The 17,426-nt window shown below is 69.5% G+C and carries 14 protein-coding genes and 2 pseudogenes; 5 read left to right on the top strand and 11 right to left on the bottom strand.

The window, feature by feature from the left end; all coding sequences use genetic code 11:
• The first annotated feature begins 159 nt into the window (after positions 1-159).
• Together abc-f and ACFYP5_RS34105 are read left to right on the top strand one after the other, a co-directional pair.
• Complete coding sequence (gene abc-f, locus ACFYP5_RS34100; protein ID WP_389043009.1) at positions 160-1,809, top strand: ribosomal protection-like ABC-F family protein; 1,650 nt, start codon at positions 160-162, stop codon at positions 1,807-1,809.
• A 49-nt stretch (positions 1,810-1,858) separates the two neighbouring features.
• A complete protein-coding gene (locus ACFYP5_RS34105) occupies positions 1,859-2,527 on the top strand; it encodes an NAD-dependent epimerase/dehydratase family protein (protein ID WP_389043011.1) in 669 nt (222 codons plus the stop codon).
• On the opposite strand, the gene ACFYP5_RS34110 is transcribed toward ACFYP5_RS34105, so the two are convergent.
• Positions 2,505-3,014: an NUDIX domain-containing protein gene (locus ACFYP5_RS34110; RefSeq protein WP_389043013.1), complete on the bottom strand. Its 510-nt coding sequence runs from the start codon at positions 3,012-3,014 to the stop codon at positions 2,505-2,507. The two genes, ACFYP5_RS34105 and ACFYP5_RS34110, sit on opposite strands and share 23 nt — an antisense overlap.
• Positions 3,015-3,236: 222 nt before the next feature.
• Between ACFYP5_RS34110 and ACFYP5_RS34115 the strand changes: the two are divergent.
• Positions 3,237-6,664, top strand: a pseudogene (locus tag ACFYP5_RS34115) (phosphodiester glycosidase family protein).
• 96 nt (positions 6,665-6,760) lie between these two features.
• On the opposite strand, the gene ACFYP5_RS34120 reads toward ACFYP5_RS34115, so the two are convergent.
• Genes ACFYP5_RS34120 through dhaK form a run of 3 tightly spaced genes read right to left on the bottom strand, consistent with a single transcriptional unit; the run spans position 6,761 to position 8,834 of the window.
• Positions 6,761-7,171 carry a PTS-dependent dihydroxyacetone kinase phosphotransferase subunit DhaM gene (locus ACFYP5_RS34120; RefSeq protein ID WP_389043015.1) on the bottom strand — a complete coding sequence of 137 codons (411 nt, stop codon included), beginning with the start codon at positions 7,169-7,171 and terminating at the stop codon, positions 6,761-6,763.
• Entirely contained in the window at positions 7,168-7,791 is a 624-nt protein-coding gene (gene dhaL / locus ACFYP5_RS34125) for a dihydroxyacetone kinase subunit DhaL (RefSeq protein ID WP_389043087.1), read from the bottom strand. Before dhaL ends, ACFYP5_RS34120 begins: the two co-directional genes overlap by 4 nt.
• Positions 7,792-7,841: 50 nt before the next feature.
• Positions 7,842-8,834: a dihydroxyacetone kinase subunit DhaK gene (dhaK, locus tag ACFYP5_RS34130; protein WP_389043016.1), complete on the bottom strand. Its 993-nt coding sequence runs from the start codon at positions 8,832-8,834 to the stop codon at positions 7,842-7,844.
• Positions 8,835-9,520: 686 nt separating this feature from the next.
• On the opposite strand from dhaK, the gene ACFYP5_RS34135 reads away from it, so the two are divergent.
• Entirely contained in the window at positions 9,521-9,694 is a 174-nt protein-coding gene (locus ACFYP5_RS34135) for a hypothetical protein (RefSeq protein WP_267009726.1), read from the top strand.
• A 179-nt stretch (positions 9,695-9,873) separates the two neighbouring features.
• On the opposite strand, the gene ACFYP5_RS34140 is transcribed toward ACFYP5_RS34135, so the two are convergent.
• Positions 9,874-10,965, bottom strand: a complete 1,092-nt coding sequence (locus ACFYP5_RS34140; RefSeq protein ID WP_389043018.1) for a PP2C family protein-serine/threonine phosphatase — start codon at positions 10,963-10,965, stop codon at positions 9,874-9,876.
• Between the two features lie 330 nt (positions 10,966-11,295).
• On the opposite strand from ACFYP5_RS34140, the pseudogene ACFYP5_RS34145 reads away from it, so the two are divergent.
• Positions 11,296-12,833, top strand: a pseudogene (locus ACFYP5_RS34145) (CHAD domain-containing protein).
• A gap of 199 nt (positions 12,834-13,032) precedes the next feature.
• Here the strand turns inward: ACFYP5_RS34145 and ACFYP5_RS34150 are convergent.
• The 6 genes from ACFYP5_RS34150 to ACFYP5_RS34175 all read right to left on the bottom strand — a co-directional run bounded on the left by ACFYP5_RS34150 (position 13,033) and on the right by ACFYP5_RS34175 (position 17,405).
• On the bottom strand, positions 13,033-14,343 hold the full coding sequence (locus tag ACFYP5_RS34150; protein ID WP_389043020.1) for a PP2C family protein-serine/threonine phosphatase: 1,311 nt from the start codon (positions 14,341-14,343) through the stop codon (positions 13,033-13,035).
• 429 nt (positions 14,344-14,772) lie between these two features.
• The gene (locus ACFYP5_RS34155) at positions 14,773-15,228 is read right to left on the bottom strand and encodes a hypothetical protein (RefSeq protein WP_389043022.1); all 456 of its coding nucleotides are present in this window, start codon (positions 15,226-15,228) and stop codon (positions 14,773-14,775) included.
• Positions 15,229-15,350: 122 nt separating this feature from the next.
• Positions 15,351-15,794 (bottom strand): gas vesicle protein K, encoded by a 444-nt coding sequence (locus ACFYP5_RS34160; protein WP_389043023.1) that lies wholly within the window; start codon positions 15,792-15,794, stop codon positions 15,351-15,353.
• 65 nt (positions 15,795-15,859) lie between these two features.
• The gene (locus ACFYP5_RS34165; RefSeq protein ID WP_389043025.1) at positions 15,860-16,081 is read right to left on the bottom strand and encodes a gas vesicle protein; all 222 of its coding nucleotides are present in this window, start codon (positions 16,079-16,081) and stop codon (positions 15,860-15,862) included.
• Positions 16,078-16,941 (bottom strand): GvpL/GvpF family gas vesicle protein, encoded by an 864-nt coding sequence (locus tag ACFYP5_RS34170; protein ID WP_389043027.1) that lies wholly within the window; start codon positions 16,939-16,941, stop codon positions 16,078-16,080. Before ACFYP5_RS34170 ends, ACFYP5_RS34165 begins: the two co-directional genes overlap by 4 nt.
• Entirely contained in the window at positions 16,938-17,405 is a 468-nt protein-coding gene (locus ACFYP5_RS34175) for a gas vesicle protein (RefSeq protein WP_389043029.1), read from the bottom strand. The genes ACFYP5_RS34170 and ACFYP5_RS34175 overlap by 4 nt, the downstream gene beginning before the upstream one ends.
• Positions 17,406-17,426 lie beyond the last annotated feature (21 nt).

Consider the following 17,426-nt stretch of genomic DNA (forward strand, 5'->3'; position numbering starts at 1 on the left):
CGGGCATGGACGCCGCCGCGCGACGCTGAGCGTCGCCGTGTGACCCGTGCGGTCACCACCGCGTGCCGCGCGTCCCCCTCTCCGCCCGCCGGACACCCCCGCCCCGCCGCGCCCTTTCCGTGCGCCGTCGAGGGCATGTCACCTCAGGGAAGCCCACCCATGCCCGTCCAGCACGATCGCGCCCAACTGACCATGAAAGACGTCTCCAAGGCGTACGGAGACCGAACCGTCCTCGACCAGGTGTCGCTCACCGTCCGTCCCGGCGACCGCGTAGGCGTGATCGGTGAGAACGGCTCCGGGAAGTCCACACTGCTCCGGCTGATGGCCGGGGCCGAGAAGCCGGACACCGGCGACGTCACCGTCCGGTTCCACGCCGGCATCGGCCATCTCGCCCAGACACTCGCGCTCGGCGCCGCCCACACCGTGCAGGACGCCGTCGACGCGGCACTCGCCGAGCTGCGTGAACTGGAACAGCGGATCCGCACCGCGGAAGCCGCGCTGGCCAGGTCCGAGACCCCGACCGAGGGCGAACTTGCCGCATACGGCGAACTGTTGACAGCGTATGAGGAACGCGACGGCTACCGGGCCGATGCCCGGGTCGACGCCGCGCTGCACGGGCTCGGGATCGGCCACCTCACCCGCGACCGCTTCATCGGCACCCTGTCCGGCGGCGAACAGTCCAGGCTCGCACTCGCTTGCGTACTGGCCTCCGCCCCGGAACTGCTGCTGCTCGACGAGCCCACCAACCACCTCGACCTCCATGCCACCAACTGGCTGGCGGACCACCTGCGCGCCCACCGAGGAACCCTCGTCGTCATCACCCACGACCGCGCCTTCCTGGAGCGCACCACCACCGTGATCGTGGAGGTCGACCGGGATCTGCGCAGCGTCGTCCGCTACGGGGACGGATGGGACGGCTACCGCAGCGCGAAGGCCGCGGCCCGCCGCCGCTGGGCGCAGAACCACCAGTCATGGCTGGACGAGCTGAGCCGTACGCAGGAACTCGCCGACGCGGCGGGCCGACGGCTGGCCGGCACCGGAAAGGACCCCCACGAGGGCTGGGGAAAGCACCGCCGCTCGCACGAGGCCAAGCTGTCCGGGCAGGTCCGGGCGGCCAGAACCCGACTGGACGAGCTGCGGCGGTCACCCGTGCCCGCCCCGCCCCGGCCGCTGCGCTTCACCGCCGAACTGACCGTGGCGGCGGACGGCGAACCGCACCGGGGACCGCTCGCCGAACTCGACTCCGTCGTGGTCGGCGACCGGCTCGACCTGCCCGCCTGGCAGGTGAATCCGGGACAGCGACTGCTGGTCACCGGCCCCAACGGTGCCGGGAAGACCACTCTGCTGCGGGTCCTGGCCGGAGATCTCCGCCCTGACCGCGGCGCGGTCCGACGTCGGGCCAGGATCGGCTACCTCCCGCAGGAACTTCCCGCCAGGCCGACCCGCCGTACGCTCCTTGCGACCTTTGCGGCCGGGCGTCCCGGCCACCCCGAAACCTGGGCGGAACACCTGCTCGCCCTGGGCCTGTTCCGGCCGGAGGACCTTACGGTGCCCGTCGCCGCCCTCTCCGTCGGTCAGCAACGACGGCTCGCCATCGCCCGGCTGGTCACCCGCCCGGCCGATCTGCTGGTGCTGGACGAGCCGACGAACCACATCGCGCTCGACCTGGTGGAGGAGCTGGAGGCTGCACTGGCGCAGTACACCGGAGCGGTGGTCGTGGTCTCGCACGACCGCAGCTTCCGCAGCAGGTTCACCGGCGACCAACTGGAGCTCCGTGCCGGTCGACCGGTCGCCGGGACCCGCACGTAGAGTTCGAGCGGCACGACCGACGCGAGACGAGCCACCCGGAGTAGCTGCTGTGAGAGTGATCATTTTCGGCGCCACCGGGATGGTGGGCCAAGGCGTACTGCGGGCCTGCCTGCTCGACGACCGGGTCGAAAGCGTCCTGATCGTCGGCCGTACGCCCGGAGGCGTGCGGCACCCGAAGGTCCGTGAGGTCGTCCACCGCGACTTCACGGACTTCTCGGCGATCGACGCCGAACTCACCGGCCTCGACGCGTGCTTCTTCTGTCTCGGCGTCACCTCGGCCGGTCTGAGCGAGGAGGAGTACTCCCGCATCACGTACACGTACACCCTGGCCGCGGCCCGGGCGGTCGCCGCCCACAACCCGGGGCTGACCTTCACGTACGTGTCCGGGGAAGGCACGGACAGCAGCGAGAAGGGCCGCACCGCGTGGGCGCGGGTCAAGGGGCGTACCGAGAACGAGCTCCTGGCGATGGACTTCCACGCGTACATGTTCCGGCCGGGCTACATCCAGCCGCTGCACGGCGCGACGTCGAAGACCGCCTCGTACCGCTGGATGTACCGCGGTGTCTCCTGGCTGTACCCGGTGCTTCGGCGGGTCCTGCCGAACCATGTGACGACCACGGACAACTTGGGGCGCGCCATGATCGCAGTCGTCGGCCGGCAGGGCTCCGGCGAGCACGTCCTGCACAGCCAGGAGATCAATCGCGCGGCCGGCGCATAGCCTCTCGGCGTCCGTCCCGGACGTGTTCCGCCAGCCGCTCGACGAAGACCCGCTGGCCCGTGACGAGACGCTCCGCCGCCTCATCCGGCGTGCACCAGGCGAAGCGGTCGATCTCCGGGAACTCCTTCTGCACGCCGGACCCCCGGGGCCACTCCATGGTGAACGTCCCGGGCTCGGCACGCGCAGGATCGACATCGGCCTCCATCGCCCACACGACCACCGACTTGCCACCGGCCTGACGGGACTCACCGAGCGGCACCCACGCACCGTCCGGTACCGGTCGGCCGAACTCCTCCTCGAACTCCCGGCGGGCAGCGGCCTCGGGCTCCTCGTCGGGGCCGTACTCGCCCTTGGGGACCGACCACGCCGCCGCCTCGCGCCTCGCCCAGAACGGGCCGCCCATGTGCCCGATGAGTACCTCGAACCCGGCGCCCCCGTCCGTGGACCGGAACAGCAGGAGACCCGCACTGCGCTTCTGAGACGACATGACGTCAAGTCTCCCCAATGATCACGTGTGTCATCGAGTCGCCGCACCCTGTTTCCCCTGAGGTTCCCGAGGCCCTCTGGTGCGTGGCGGTACGCGCGGCCATGCTGTCCGCCGACAGCGCTTACTGCCCGCCCAACCACCGCCATTCCAGGAGGATCTGTGGGACCTGGCATAGTCGGCAGAGCAACGCGAGCCCTCGTACTGCTTGCGACGGTCTCCGCGATGACGGTGGGAGCCATCGCCCCCGCCGTCGCCGATTCGACCCCCGACCCCCGTCCTCGTAACGCCGCCGAGGTCCTCAGACCCGTCGCACCACCGGCCGCGAGCAAGGCACTCGGAGCGCCTCGATCCGTCGTGGACAGCGACGGCATCGAGACAGCCCGCACATCCCGCCCGATCGCACCCGGCATCCGCCTCAGTTCCTACGACCGGCTCGAGTCGGACAAGTGGCTGCGGGTCGACTCCCTCTCCGTCGAGCTCGACGGCAGCGGCGCACAGGCCGACTACCTCTCCACCGGCAAGGTGTCCGACCGGCGTACGGTCTCCGAGCTCGCAGCCGGACACGACGCGGGCCCCGGCCGCCGGACCGTGGCCGCCATCAACGCCGACTTCTTCGACATCAACCAGACCGGTGCGCCCGAGGGCGTCGGCATCGAGGACGGAGCAACCGTCCAGTCCCCGGCCCCGGAGTCAACCGGGCCGTCGGCATCGGCCCCGACAGTGCGGGCCGCATCCTGAACCTGTACTTCGAGGGCACGCTCACCCTGCCGTCCGGGCAGCAGCAGCTCGCCGCGTACAACGCCGCCAATGTGCCGGCCGGGGGAGTGGGCGCGTACACCTCGGCCTGGGGAACCGCCGACCGCGCACTGACCGTGGACAACGCAACTCCGGTCGCCGAAGCGGTGGTACGGGACGGCAAGGTCGTGTCCGTGTCCTCCACCCCCGGCTCCGGCGCCGTCCCCGACGACACCACGGTCCTCGTCGGCCGCGAGGCCGGAGCCAACGCGATCAAGGCGCTCCGGCCGGGCGACCCCGTGTCGCTGACCTACCGGGCACGCACCGACGGCGGCCCCCTGCCGCGCACCGCGGTCGGCGGCCGGGAACTCCTCGTCGTCGACGGAGTCGCCCAGAACCACGACGGCGAGGGCAACAACACCGCCGCGCCCCGTACCGCCGTCGGCTTCTCCCAGGACGGCCGCACGATGCAGATCCTCACCATCGACGGCCGGCAGGCCGACAGCGGTGGCGTGACCCTCACCGAACTCGGCCTGATGATGCGGCGCGCCGGCTCGTACAGCGCACTGAACCTGGACGGCGGCGGCTCCTCCACCCTCGTCGCCCGCCGGCCCGGCAGCGACGCGCTCCAGGTGGAGAACAGCCCCTCCGACGGCACCGAACGGACCGTACCCAACGGTCTCGCACTCACCGCCCCCGACGGCAGCAGTCGCCTCGACGGCTTCTGGGTCGACACCCGCACACCGGCCGGCTCCGCACCGGGCGTCGACCCGGTCAAGGGAGGCCACCCCGAGCGGGTCTTCCCCGGGCTCACCCGGCGCCTGACCGCGACCGGATACGACGAGACCTACGGACCCGCCACCGGCACCCCGCGCTGGCGCACCACCCGTGGTGACACCGGAACCGTCGACGGCAACGGCCTCTTCACCGCGCGCCGCAGCGGCACCACGGACGTCCGTGCCGAACGCGGAGCCGCCCACGGCAGTACCACGCTGACCGTTCTCGACAAGCTGGCCCGGATCGAGCCGACCACCCGGCGGGTGGGCCTCGCGGACGCCGAAGCCATCGGCACCTTCGGCATCGTCGGACTCGACGCGCACGGCACCAGCGCCCCCGTCGAACCCCGCGACGTCACCCTCGACTACGACCACGCCCACTTCGACGTACGCGACGACAGCCAGGGCAACTTCACCGTCACCTCACGCACCGGCAACGGCGCCGGGCAGATCAAAGCGACCGTCGCGGGCGTCACCACCGCCCTCGCGGTCAGCGTCGGTCTCACCGAACAGGCCGTCGCCGACTTCGACGACGCCGGATCCTGGAAGTTCAGCCAGGCCCGGGCGAGCGGCTCCCTCTCCGCCACCCCCGACGGCCACACCGGCACCGGCCTCGAGCTCAGCTACGACTTCACCCAGTCGACCGCGACGCGCGCCGCCTACGCCGCGTCGCCCCAGCCGGTCGCCGTGCCCGGCCAGCCCCAGTCGTTCAAGCTCTGGGTCAAGGGCGACGGCAAGGGCGCCTGGCCGACACTGCACCTGAAGGACGCTGCGGGCTCCGACCAGTTGCTCCGCGGACCGTACGTCACCTGGACCGGCTGGCGGCAGGTGACCTTCGCGGTACCGGCGGGTGCGGCCATGCCGCTCAGCGTGTACCGCTTCTACCTCGCCGAGACGGCGGCAGCCCAGCAGTACACCGGTGAGATCGTCATCGACGACCTCACCGCCCAGGTGCCACCCACCGTCGAACTGCCGGAACAGGCGGCTCCCGTCGACCCGTCGATCGATCCGGCGGCGGTCACCGAACACCGGGACTGGCAGTTCGCGGTCATGTCCGACGCCCAGTTCGTCGCCCGCGACCCGGACAGCGCGATCGTCGCCCAGGCCCGGCGCACCCTGCGCGAGATCAAGGCGGCGCATCCCGACTTCCTGGTCATCAACGGTGACCTCGTCGACGAGGGATCACCCGCGGACCTCGCCTTCGCCCACCAGATCCTGACCGAAGAACTCGGCGACTCGCTGCCCTGGTACTACGTGCCCGGCAACCACGAGGTGATGGGCGGGAAGATCGACAACTTCATCACCGAATTCGGACCCGCCCAGCGGACGTTCGACCACAAGGGCACTCGCGTCATCACACTCGACACCTCCGGCCTCACCCTGCGCGGCGGCGGCTTCGCCCAGATCAAGGAACTGCGCGCCCAGCTCGACGCGGCAGCCGATGACCGCGACATCGACTCGGTGATGTTGATCGAACACGTACCGCCGCGCGATCCGACCGTACAGAAGGGCAGCCAGCTGGGAGACCGCAAGGAGGCGGCACTGGTCGAGCAGTGGCTCGCCGACTTCCGCCGTACGACCGGTAAGGGAGCCGCGTTCATCGGCAGCCATGTCGGGGTCTTCCACGCCTCGCACGTCGACGGTGTGCCCTATCTGATCAACGGCAACTCCGGCAAGGCGCCGGCCGGTCCGGCGGACGAGGGCGGCTTCACCGGCTGGTCCCTCGTCGGCGCGGACCACGTCTCGCGCGGCGAACAGGCCGCAGCCCGGCAGACGCCGTGGCAGGGCGCGCCCGACTGGGTCTCCGTCCAGACCAGGGCGCATGTCGACGCGCTGACCCTCGACGCTCCGTCCGTCCTCGCTGCCGGGAACACCGCGAAGGTCACGGCGACCGTCAGCCAGGGCGCCCGCAGCGTTCCGGTCGCGTTCCCGCTGGCCGCCGACTGGACCGGGTCCCCGAACGTCCGTATCGGTGACCGGACCGGCGCCCGCCACCGGCACGCGGCGGTCTTCGACCCGGTCACCGGCACGCTCACGGCCCTCCGGGCGGGCACGGTCACGCTCGCGGTGACGGTCAACGGGACGACGCAGCGGACGCAGATCCACATCGCCGCTTCGGCCGCCGCTCCGGCGGCCTGACCAACGTCCCCGTCCACCACCCACGTGTGGACACATCGGTCCCGCACCCGGCCCTCCGCGGAGAGCCCGGTGCGGGACCGATGCCTGCACCGGCCCCTACACCTTGCGGTAGGAGTACGCCTCCGACGCCGCGGCCTCCACCGCAGCCAGATCGCCGCCCGCCGACGCGGTGACCAGCGCGGCCACCGCGCCCTCGATGAACGGCGCGTCCACCAGGCGTGCCCCGTCAGGCAGTTCGTCGCCCTCGGCCAGCATCGACTTGACGGTGAGCACCGCACTGCCGAGATCGACCAGCACCGCGATCCCCACGCCGGCGTCGACGGAACGGGCGGCATCGGCGATCAGCTCCGCACTGGTGCCGAGCCCACCCGACTGCGTGCCACCGGCCGCGGCCACCGGCGCCGTCGCACCCCCGGCCGCCAGCCCCCTGGCCAGCTCGGCGACCGCCTCGGCCACCGGCCCGCTGTGCGAGACCAGCACGATCCCGACCTGCTTCTCTTCGCTCATGCGACGCCCCCGTTCTCCGCACCGGCGCCGCTCGTCCCGGCAAGCGCGGCAATCAGTAGTGCCGAGGACGTCGCCCCCGGATCCTGGTGCCCGATGCTGCGCTCACCGAGATAGCTCGCCCTGCCCTTGCGGGCCTGCATCGGTACGGTGGCGGCGGCGCCCGCCTCCGCCGCGTCCCGGGCCGCTCCGGGCGACGTCCCGAGCGCCGCGGCGCCCGGCAACAGCGCATCGAGCATGGTCTTGTCCCCGGCCTGCGCCCCGCCCAGCTGGGCGACGGCCGCGACACCCACGGCGAACGCCTCGGCCAGCTGCTCCTCCGTCACCGCGGGCGCATCGCCCAGCGCCTTCCCCGTACGCCGCAGCAGCGTCCCGTACAACGGACCCGAAGCCCCGCCGACCGTCGAGATCAACTGCCGTCCCGCAAGCATCAGTACGGCCCCCGGCGTCTGCGGGGACTCCTTCTCCAGCACCGTGGTCACCGCGGTGAATCCGCGCTGCATGTTGCTGCCGTGGTCGGCGTCCCCGATCGCCGAGTCGAGTTCGGTGAGGTGATCCGCCTCGCGATCCACCGCGGCTGCGGCTGCGGCCATCCAACGGCGGAAGAAGTCGGCGTCCAGCACAAGATCTCCTTGTCCCTGAAGCATCGTCATGGGTGTACGGGCGGGCGTTGTCAGCGGCCCCAGCGGAGGGCGGGTGTCTCCACAGGTGCGTCCCAGAGCCGCAGCAGCTCCTCGTCGAGCTGGCACAGCGTCACCGAACATCCCGCCATGTCGAGCGAAGTCACATAGTTCCCCACGAGCGTACGAGCCACGGAGACATGCCGCTCGGACAGCACCCGCTGCACCTCGGCATTGAACCCGTACAGCTCCAGCAGGGGCGTCGCCCCCATCCCGTTGACCAGCACGAGTACCGGACTGGTCGGCTGCAGATCGTCCAGCACCGCGTGCACCGCGAAGTCGGCGATCTCACGCGACGTCATCATCGGACGCCGTTCCCGCCCCGGCTCACCGTGGATCCCGATCCCCAGTTCCAGCTCGCCGGGCGGCAGATCGAAGGTGGGGGATCCCTTGGCGGGCGTAGTGACGGAACTGAGCGCCACCCCGAAGCTCCGCGACGCCTCGTTCACCTGCCGGGCGACGGCCTCCACCCGCTCCAGGGGGGCACCCTCGTCGGCTGCCGCTCCCGCGATCTTCTCGACGAACAGCGTCGCACCCGTCCCGCGCCGCCCCGCCGTGAACAGACTGTCCGTCACGGCCACGTCGTCATCAACGAGCACCTTGGCGACCTGCAGGCCTTCGTCCTCGGCGAGTTCGGCGGCCATCTCGAAGTTCAGCACGTCACCGGTGTAGTTCTTGACGACGAACAACACCCCGGCGCCACTGTCGACCGCGGCGGCGGCACGCACCATCTGGTCAGGAACGGGCGAGGTGAACACTTCACCGGGACAGGCGGCGGACAGCATCCCCGGCCCGACGAACCCGGCATGCAACGGCTCATGCCCGGACCCACCCCCGGAGACGAGCGCCACCTTTCCGGCCACGGGAGCGTCGCGCCGCATGACGACACGGTTGTCGACATCCACGGTCAGTTCGGGGTGAGCGGCGGCCATCCCGCGCAACGCGTCCGCAACGACGGTCTCCGGGACGTTGATCAGCATCCTCATGGGTACCTCCTGATGAGATGAGCAGGCGAGCTGTTCGGCAGCGTCCTTGCAGGTCGGAGCATGTGGTGCACATCCTTGACCTTGGCGGTTCATGGCGGCGGAGGGCGTACGGTGCGGTACTGACGCTGACGCGTCTCCCTCAGGTCGCTACGCCTGAGGCTGATCCGACCTGACGTCCATGGCTCCCTCAACAGGACCACGGGCGCCGCCTGGTCATCGATGACGTCCGTGTCGAGGCAAGAGGTCAGACCTGTCACGTTGTGAGGTTCCGGGACGGTAGCTCCCACGGGGTCTCCGCTCGTAGTCGGCGCGCCCTCGGACCGTGCGGCCGTAGGCGCGTCTCAAGGGTACGAACAGGCTCTGACGATGTGGGCGGTTACTGCATTTGCTCAGGGTTCCCGCTGCTGATCCGGCCTCCCGCTCGGCCGGGTGACAGCCTGCGGTACGGCGCCGACCGGGGGTTCGCCGCCGGTGGCGAAGCCGCACCTGGGCCCGAGCCGCGCTCGAACCTGTCGTTCGCCCAACCCGCCGGGGAGACGTCCCCCATTCGGCCCGTAGTGGTTGCTGGTGCGCGCCGTTGGAGGTGGGCTGTCAGTGCGCCTGCCGATAGTTGCCGGCGTCAGGAGCGGCCCGCCGAACCGGCGCGGTCGCCTGCTCACCGAACCACACGAGAGTTGGAGATCCCCATGCCCTACCGCAAGGGACAGCACGTGGAGTACCGCGACCAGCAGGACGAGCTTCAGCGGGGCGAGATCCGGAGCGCCGAGGGCAGCGGAGCGCAGACGCGCTACGCCGTCCAGAACGAGGCGACCATGCGCGAAGACAAGGTGAGCGAGAACCAGATCGAGCGCGAGCTGTAGTACCGGCCCTGCCGACGCGGCCGCCGTTGCACGGAACCGAAGTGCAGCGGCGGCTGCTCCTGTTTCATCGCATCCGGGGCCCGGTCACGGCCCTTAGGCTCACTCCCGAGCACCCGGACCGCCGAGGCCGTCCCGCAAAGTGGGGCGCCGGGCTCGGAGAGTCAGGACCGGTCGGGCCGTCACCATCGCATGCGGCGCAGGGCCAGCAAGGCCACATCATCGTGGATCCGACCGCCGGTCCATGAGCGCAGGTCGTCCAGCACACGGTCGAGCAGCGCACCCGGATCGTTCTCGCCGATGCCTCGGAGCCGCTCGGCGACCGGGTAGAAGTGACCCTGCCGATTGCGGGCTTCGGAGGTGCCGTCGGTGAAGAGCAGCAGCAGGTCACCGGGCTGGAAGGGGACCTTCTGCAAGCGGTAACAGTCACCGGCCAGCTCGCACAGCCCCAGCGGTGGCGCGGCCGCCTCGGGCGATATCTCGGTGACGGTCCCCTCGCGGTGGCGCAGCAAGGGTGGGGGATGGCCGCAGTTGACGATGACGGCCGCGTGGTTCTCCTCCGGTGCGGTGGTCACCAAGATTGCGGTGGCGAAATCTTCGCTCCGGCCGCGCCGGGCGATCGCGCCGTCGAGTCGTGCGGCCACGTTTTCCAGGCCGGGTTCGGTTCGCGCCACGTCACGGAAGACGCCGAGGACATCGGCGGCGACCTCCACTGCTTCGAATCCCTTGCCGCGGACGTCGCCCAGCAGCACCCGGACACCGAACTTGGTCTCCAGCAGGTCGTACAGATCCCCGCCGATTCGAGCGTCCGGCTCCGCAGCGGCATAGCGCACCGCCACTTGCAGACGACCGACCCGGGGTGGGAGCGGGCGCAGCAGGGCCCTCTGAACCGCTTCGGTGATGTTGTGCAGCCGGGCCGCCGCCTGCTCCTCTCTGTGCATGAGGGCGATGACGCCGGAAGTGACGGCGGCGGCCAGCACCACGCAGCCCGCGGAGCTCACGTGGATCACTGTCGGCACACTTGGGTTCGCCCGGGCGAGCACGAACACCAGGACGATCGCGAGAACGCCCGCAGTCAGCGGAGCCCAAACCCTCCGCGCTCCCACCGCAGCCAGCACCGGCACCGAAATCAGGACCGGGGAAAGGGTGCTGTCCGGCCCGGACATCAGGTCGACGACTACGCACGCCAAAATCATCAGACAGCCGAGGCTGAGGAGAAACTTCACGCCGAGGGGCAGTTGCACCCATCTGTGGCGCTCGTACCAGGCAACCATGGGTGTCCCCTCTGTCCAGGGCTCTCCCCTCCCAATGTTCCGGGCGGCGTTGTCATCCCGCCAGCGGGCGTAATGCGGGTTTCGGCCCGTCGCACCGGTCGACGCACCCGTGATCGACAGGGGCAGCACGCTCCGGAGCGGGCCGATTCCGCTGGGTCTGTGGATGTGGTTCGTCGCGATCAAATCGGTGGGTGTGGCTGATCGATCTGGGGGCGGCAGCGGCGGCAACGGGCGGGCATCGGTGCTGTGAGCTCGGTCGACACGCACAGAGTGGCCCTAGAGTGGTTTACATACGGGTTTGATCCCTGGGATTGCGTCAAGGGGCTCTGTATGTCCTATTCCACACGAGAGACAGAACGCAAGTACACGGCACCCGCGGCCGACGACATCTCATGGCTTCGCGAGCTGAGCGGTGTGGACCCCGTCGCCTCGCTCGCAGAACGCGGGACACAGGAGCTGGACGCCGTCTACTACGACACGGACGACCTCCGACTGACCCGCACCGGCGCCTCCCTGCGGCGCCGGACGGGCGGCACGGACTCCGGCTGGCACCTGAAACTGCCCCTGCCAGGGGACAGCCGGGAAGAAGTCCGGGCCCCTCTGTCGTCGGAGAACGTCCCCGAGGAACTGCGGGATCTGGCTCTTTCCCGCACCCTCGGCGCAGAGCTGCGGCCGGTCATGCGGATCCACTCCACCCGCTCCCTGCGTCAACTGCTCGACGCCAAGGGCGACGTTCTGGCCGAGCTGAGCATGGACGTCGTGGATGCAGACGCGCTGCTCGACGACGGCGGACATGCGATGTGGACGGAGATGGAGGTCGAACTTGCCGGCGACGGCGACCCCGCGCTCCTGGACGGGATCGAGAAGGTGCTGTGCAAGAACGGTGTCGACCGCGCGCAGAGCCCATTCAAGGTGGTTCGCGCCCTGGCGGAGACCACGCCCTTCCCGGAACGCACGCCGGACGTACGCACCGAGGTCGCCCCGGGATCGGCAGGCGCCTACGTGCTCGCCTACGTGGACCGGCTGGTCGACGCACTCACGGACCTCGACCCCGCGGTCCGTCGCGACAGGCCCGACGCTGTCCACCGGATGCGCACCACAGCCCGCCGCCTGCGCGGTTGCCTGCGTTCCTACCGCTCCGTCCTCGACCGGGAGACCACCGACTCCATTCGGCGGGATCTGAAGTGGCTCGCCGGTGAGCTCGGCGCGGAACGCGACCAGGAGGTGCTCCGGGAGCGGCTGACCTCCGGTGTGGCGGAACTGCCCGGCGAACTGGTCCTCGGCCCCGTCAACGCACGGCTGCAGGCCTGGGACGCGGTGCGGCGGGCCGAGGGCCGTCGACGCACCCTCGATGCGCTCGCCTCGCCCCGCTACCTGAACCTGCTGGGGAAGCTGAAGCTGCTGGCCGACGCCCCGCCGCTGCGTACCAAGGCGGCCCGAAAGCCCGGGAAGGTCCTGGTCAAGGCAGTCTTGAAGGAGTACGACCGGCTCGTCCAGCGGATGGATCGCGCACTCGACATGCCTTCCGGTCCGGAGCGTGACGCCACGATCCACAACGCCCGCAAGGCCGCCAAGAGGTGCCGGTACGCTGCGGAGGCGGCCCGCCCGGCCCTCGGGAAGCCTGTGCGACGTCTCGGCAAGCGCGTCAAGGACGTACAGCGGGTGAGCGGTGCCACCACGACAGCGTCGTGACCCGTGACACGCTGCGTCGTCTCGCGGTCACTGCGCACGCGGCGGGCGAATCCGGATTCACCTGGGGCCTGCTGCACGGTCAGGAGAGGGCCGCAGCCGGCGCCTGGGAGCGGCAGCTTCCCGAGGTGTGGGCTCGTGCCCGCGCGGCGGCTCGGCGCAAGGGTCTCCGTCGCTGACGTATCCGGGGGCCTTGGTGCAAGGAGTTCCTGTACCCGCGGCCCGTCCGCACGGCATGCGCCCCCGGTCCGTCAGATCTCCCTGGTGGATCAGCGCGCGGCCGGGCGTATTCGGGCGTCCTGACCCACGCAGCGAGGTGCCCTGGTTGTCGTCGTGCGCCCGCCAGGGATGACGGGACAGCCCTTGGCAGTGCTTCGTTCAGACGCCGTCGTCGTCAGCGGGCTGTTGGTTCCACGCGGAGTAAATCGTCTCCGGGGCGGTGGACGGCGGCAGGCCCGCGAGTGCCTGCAGCTGGCTGGGCTGGTAGGGGGTTGGGCCGTGCCACTCCACGAGCATCACGGTGGCGTCGTCGTCGAGGCGGCCGCTGTGGTGTTCCAGGTGGTGCCCGATGAGTCGGCGAAGGGTCTCCGGGACGGGGAGGTCGTCGGCGTGGTGACGAATGAGGAAGTCGGTCAGGCCGTGCAGGCCGAATTCCTGTCCCTCCCGGTTGCGCGCTTCGGTGATGCCGTCGGTGTAGAGCAGCAGGCGGTCCCTGGGTTCGAGCTGGTCGCGGCGCAGGGTGCCGGGCTGGTCCAGCCCGGTTCCCATGGGTGGAGCGGGCGGGCAGGACAGGTGCACAACGGTACGGTTGCCGCGGATGACGACTGGCGGGTGGTGGCCGTAGTTCGTCCAGGTCAGCATGCCGGTGGCCAGGTGAAGGTCGGCCAAGATGCCCGTGGCGAAGCGGCTGCCCCCGAATTGCTCGGTCAGGATCTCACTGACGCCTTCCGCTGTCTGCAGAAGGTCGGCGCCCTGCCGGCGGTGATTGCGAGCGGCCGCCAACGCGAGGTTCGCCGTCAATCCGGCGGCGGTGTCGTGTCCCATGGCGTCGACGACGGACAGATGCACGGTCTCCCCGGTCAGGGCGTAGTCGAAGGCATCTCCGCTGATTCGGTAGGCCGGTTCCATAATTGCGCTGATCAAGACACGGTCGGTGGCGAACGTTCGCGGCGGCATCAGCCGCCATTCCATCTCGGCGGATACTTCCATCCTCCGGCGGCGGACCAACTGGGAGTACGAGTCGCTCGTGTCACGCTTGCTCACCAGGAGGAGGGCGACCAATCCGGCGAGTTTGTTCAGATCCTCGTCCGCCTCGAACTGCGCGCCTGGCACGCCGACCCGGAGCACACCAAGACGCTCAGTACCGTCCAGCAGCGGGACCCACCACTGGTCCCTCGCAGAAGCCGAGGCCGGAAAGGCCCTCCCCAGTTGGAAGGCCCGCCCCGCCACGGTCCCTTCAATGGACAACTCAGCCGGCACATCGGCGTCATCGGGGCCGACATCAACGCTGCCGGCCAGCAGGCACAGCCGAACCTGTTGCAGATCGGCCAGATAGATCAGCACCTGAGGCCAGCCCACCCGGGCAGCGTGCGACGCCACCGTGCCGGGCAGCTGTTCCAATGTCATCAGATGACTCGCAGCGATCAGCTCCGCCAGCACCCGCGCACGCGCCTCTTCCGCGCTGTTCATCGACGAACACCTTTCTCAACGTCCGAGAGAGCCGCGCTACTGACGGCACCACACCGACTGGCGCGCCAGGGCCCCGATCAACAGGAGAGCGACTGATCCAGTTTCCTTTGGAAGAGTCGTGATCATTCGCGTCCCGGTCAGTCGACCCAGTAAATAAACAGCAGGTTCGAAACCGCACGAGGCGTATGCGGTCCGGGGCCAGGGGAGTGGCAGATCAGCAGAAATTTTTTCAGTGCATCGTATAGTCGGGTCGTCCCCGGTGCCGTAGGGGCGCGAGCCATGCTCCAGTCATTCCTCGTCGGCCACCCGGGTGATTGGCGCGTGACGCTCGGAATTCGCCGCGGGTTGCGAGATCATGGGACGGCCCCCGTTTCGCCGCGCGCTGTGCGGTGAAACGGGGGCCGTCCGTTGTTTCGGACAAGGTTCCATTCAGATGCGACCCCCGGTGAGGCGAGTCACCGGCCCCAATTTCTGCTTGGCCGTGTGGCGGCCCGCGGCGAAGGCGACACCTACGACGGTGGCACCGGCGCCCGCTACAACGGCGTTGCGATGCTTGACCGCAGTCCATATCGTGAGCGCCCCTGCGGTGACCTTGCCGCCGACGGACGCGGCGGCGCGCTTGCCGCTCTCCACCCCGGCGGTCGCGGCCCGGCTCACCTGATGGGTGGCCGTTGAGAGGGACCTCGTGCCGGCGGCGGTCGCCTTCTGCGCGTCGGAGGCCGACGACTTCGTGGCTTCGGTGCTCCGCTGCTTCGCACGCGGTGCGGCCGCGGAGGTCTTCTTGCCGGCTGAACGGGTCGTGCGACCCGCACCAGCTCCGGTGGCAGACGACGCGGAGTTGGACTTGCTTGTTGCCTTCTCGGAGTTCCTGGCCTCTTCAGTCATGGTTCTCGCGTTTCCTTTCGTTGTCCGCCTAAACGTTCTGATCTTCCGGGTGCCATTCCTCGCAGGTCGGGACGTGTCCGTACGTGCAGAAATCCTTGTGCAGCGCTTCTCATACGGCTGGATCACTGACGTCCACAACCGCGAGCTTCTGGTCCTCCGTCTCGAGGAAGCAGGGAACCCAATGGCCCCAGGTCCAAGTTGAGATCATCCATAGTGAGTTCATAACGGTCGCACAGCTCGGACATTCGGTCCTGGAGGACCATCAGCGTCATTCCGATGCGTTCTTCCTGGTCCTCGTTCAGATCGCCTTGGTCGACGCGGTGGAGGGCAGTGCGTTCCATGAGCTGCCGGAGCAGTTCGACAATGGTCAGCACCAGTTTCATAAGGTCGCGTTCCACCGTCTCAGGATTTGTCCCGAGCCGTTGGGCGATGCCTCCGTCCTTCTCCTCGCCGGCAGACGCGGGGGTCAGTTCGAAGGCGCGTGTCGCAGCCATGGTGACGTCCTCCAGCGCGGTCCCGGCTGCACGTTCACGCGACCGAGTCGGCATGTTCTGCCCGTGGGTCATAGGGTTGCTCCTCGTCCTGAACGCGAAAATCGCACGATCGCTTCCGTTCGTCGCGGGGGAGGGGATTACCACGGTGCGGGGCTGTCCGTGGAAATCGAGCGGATTACGGCGCGCAGATTGATATGAACCAGATCCACGTCCGCCACGGACAGCACCAGATCCCCCGTGAGTACGGCGCCGCCGGTGAGCAGACGGTCCAGCAGATCGATCAGGGCGACCTGACGGCCCGCCAGGACCTCCGTGGGTTCGAAGGGCGCGGTCGTGCGATCGAGTGGATCGGCGGTCATGTCCGGCCCTGGTGGTCCGTCGTGACCGCACCCACGAACGAGTACGGAGCCCACGGGCCCGTCACTTCGATGCGCACCCCGGGCACCTCGCCGTTCGCCTGGGCGACGGCTACCCGGAACTCCGCTTCTGATCGGACCGGCACCAAATAGGCGTCATTGGCTATGTTCTCGCCTCCTCCGGAGGCCAGCTCGCCCTGCTGCGGCCGGTGCGACACGCGCGAGGAGGACAGGCGGGTGAGGTGCTCGGCGATTTGAGAGGCCGCCGCTCCCGCTGCCCTGTACGCGTCCTGCCGACCGCGTCGCTGTGCCTGGCGTCGGCGGAGATATGCCTGCCCGGGTCGCTGCGAGGCGGAATCGGCCTGCTGCGGTCGGGGCTGCTCCGGCGCGGCAGCAGCAGGGTCGGCGTACACCTTCACCCCGAGCTCCACGTGGCCCTCCAACCAGGAGAGGAGCCCGTGGAGTTCGGCGCTGCGTGCTTCCAGCATCGATGCCACGCGGGTGTCGTCGAGGTAGACCGTGGCCAGTCGCATGGGTAGGACAGCCGCGCTCCGCGAAGCGGTCTCCACCACTGCGTCGTGGGTGCGTGCGATCACTTCGAGGCGTTCGAGGTCCTCCAGCTGTGCTGTGAGGCCCGCAGTGCCGAAAGTGGCCTCCGGCACCGAGGAGACCACCGCTGCCAGGCCGGCCGCGCAGACGGTGTGCGGGCTCCTGCCGTCCAGACCGGTGACGGAAGCAATCGCTTCCTCTGCAGCGCTGCCGACCCGGCCGACGGCGTAGACGTACGAGATCAACGCCTCCGGAGGGCTGCCCGGTTCGTTCGGATCCACAGCGCCGGGCGTGAGATCAGACGTCCTGGTCACGGCTGCTCCCTCCTGTCAGGACGAGGACTGCTGGGAGATCTCTCCTCCGATGCTGACTCGGCGAAGGGGCCCTTGCCGCCCGCCGAAGGGAGCCCGACCGCAGCCCGTAGCTCGGCGAGTTCCGCCCGCAGCAGGGCATTCTCGTCGGCGAGCGAGCCGGCCGTGCCTTCGGTCGACCCGCCCGCTACGTCGCGAGAGGGGCGGGCTCTTGAGGAGAGCGACGGATCGTGCTCCCACCAGTCGATGCCCATCTCTTTGGCCTTGTCCACCGAAGCCACGAGGAGCCGCAACTTGATGGTCAGCAGCTCGATGTCGAGCAGGTTGATCTGAATGTCGCCGGCGATGACCACGCCCTTGTCCAGCACGCGTTCGAGAATGTCTGCCAAGTTGGCGGACGAACCCTGCTGGCTGTACGGGGAGGTTCCGCCCGGGGGGCCCAGTCGAGGGGCCAATGATTCGGACACGTGTCTGCTGCCTTCCCTGTG

Origin of the sequence: Streptomyces sp. NPDC005262, from assembly GCF_042872425.1 — a bacterium.
Classification (GTDB): domain Bacteria; phylum Actinomycetota; class Actinomycetes; order Streptomycetales; family Streptomycetaceae; genus Streptomyces.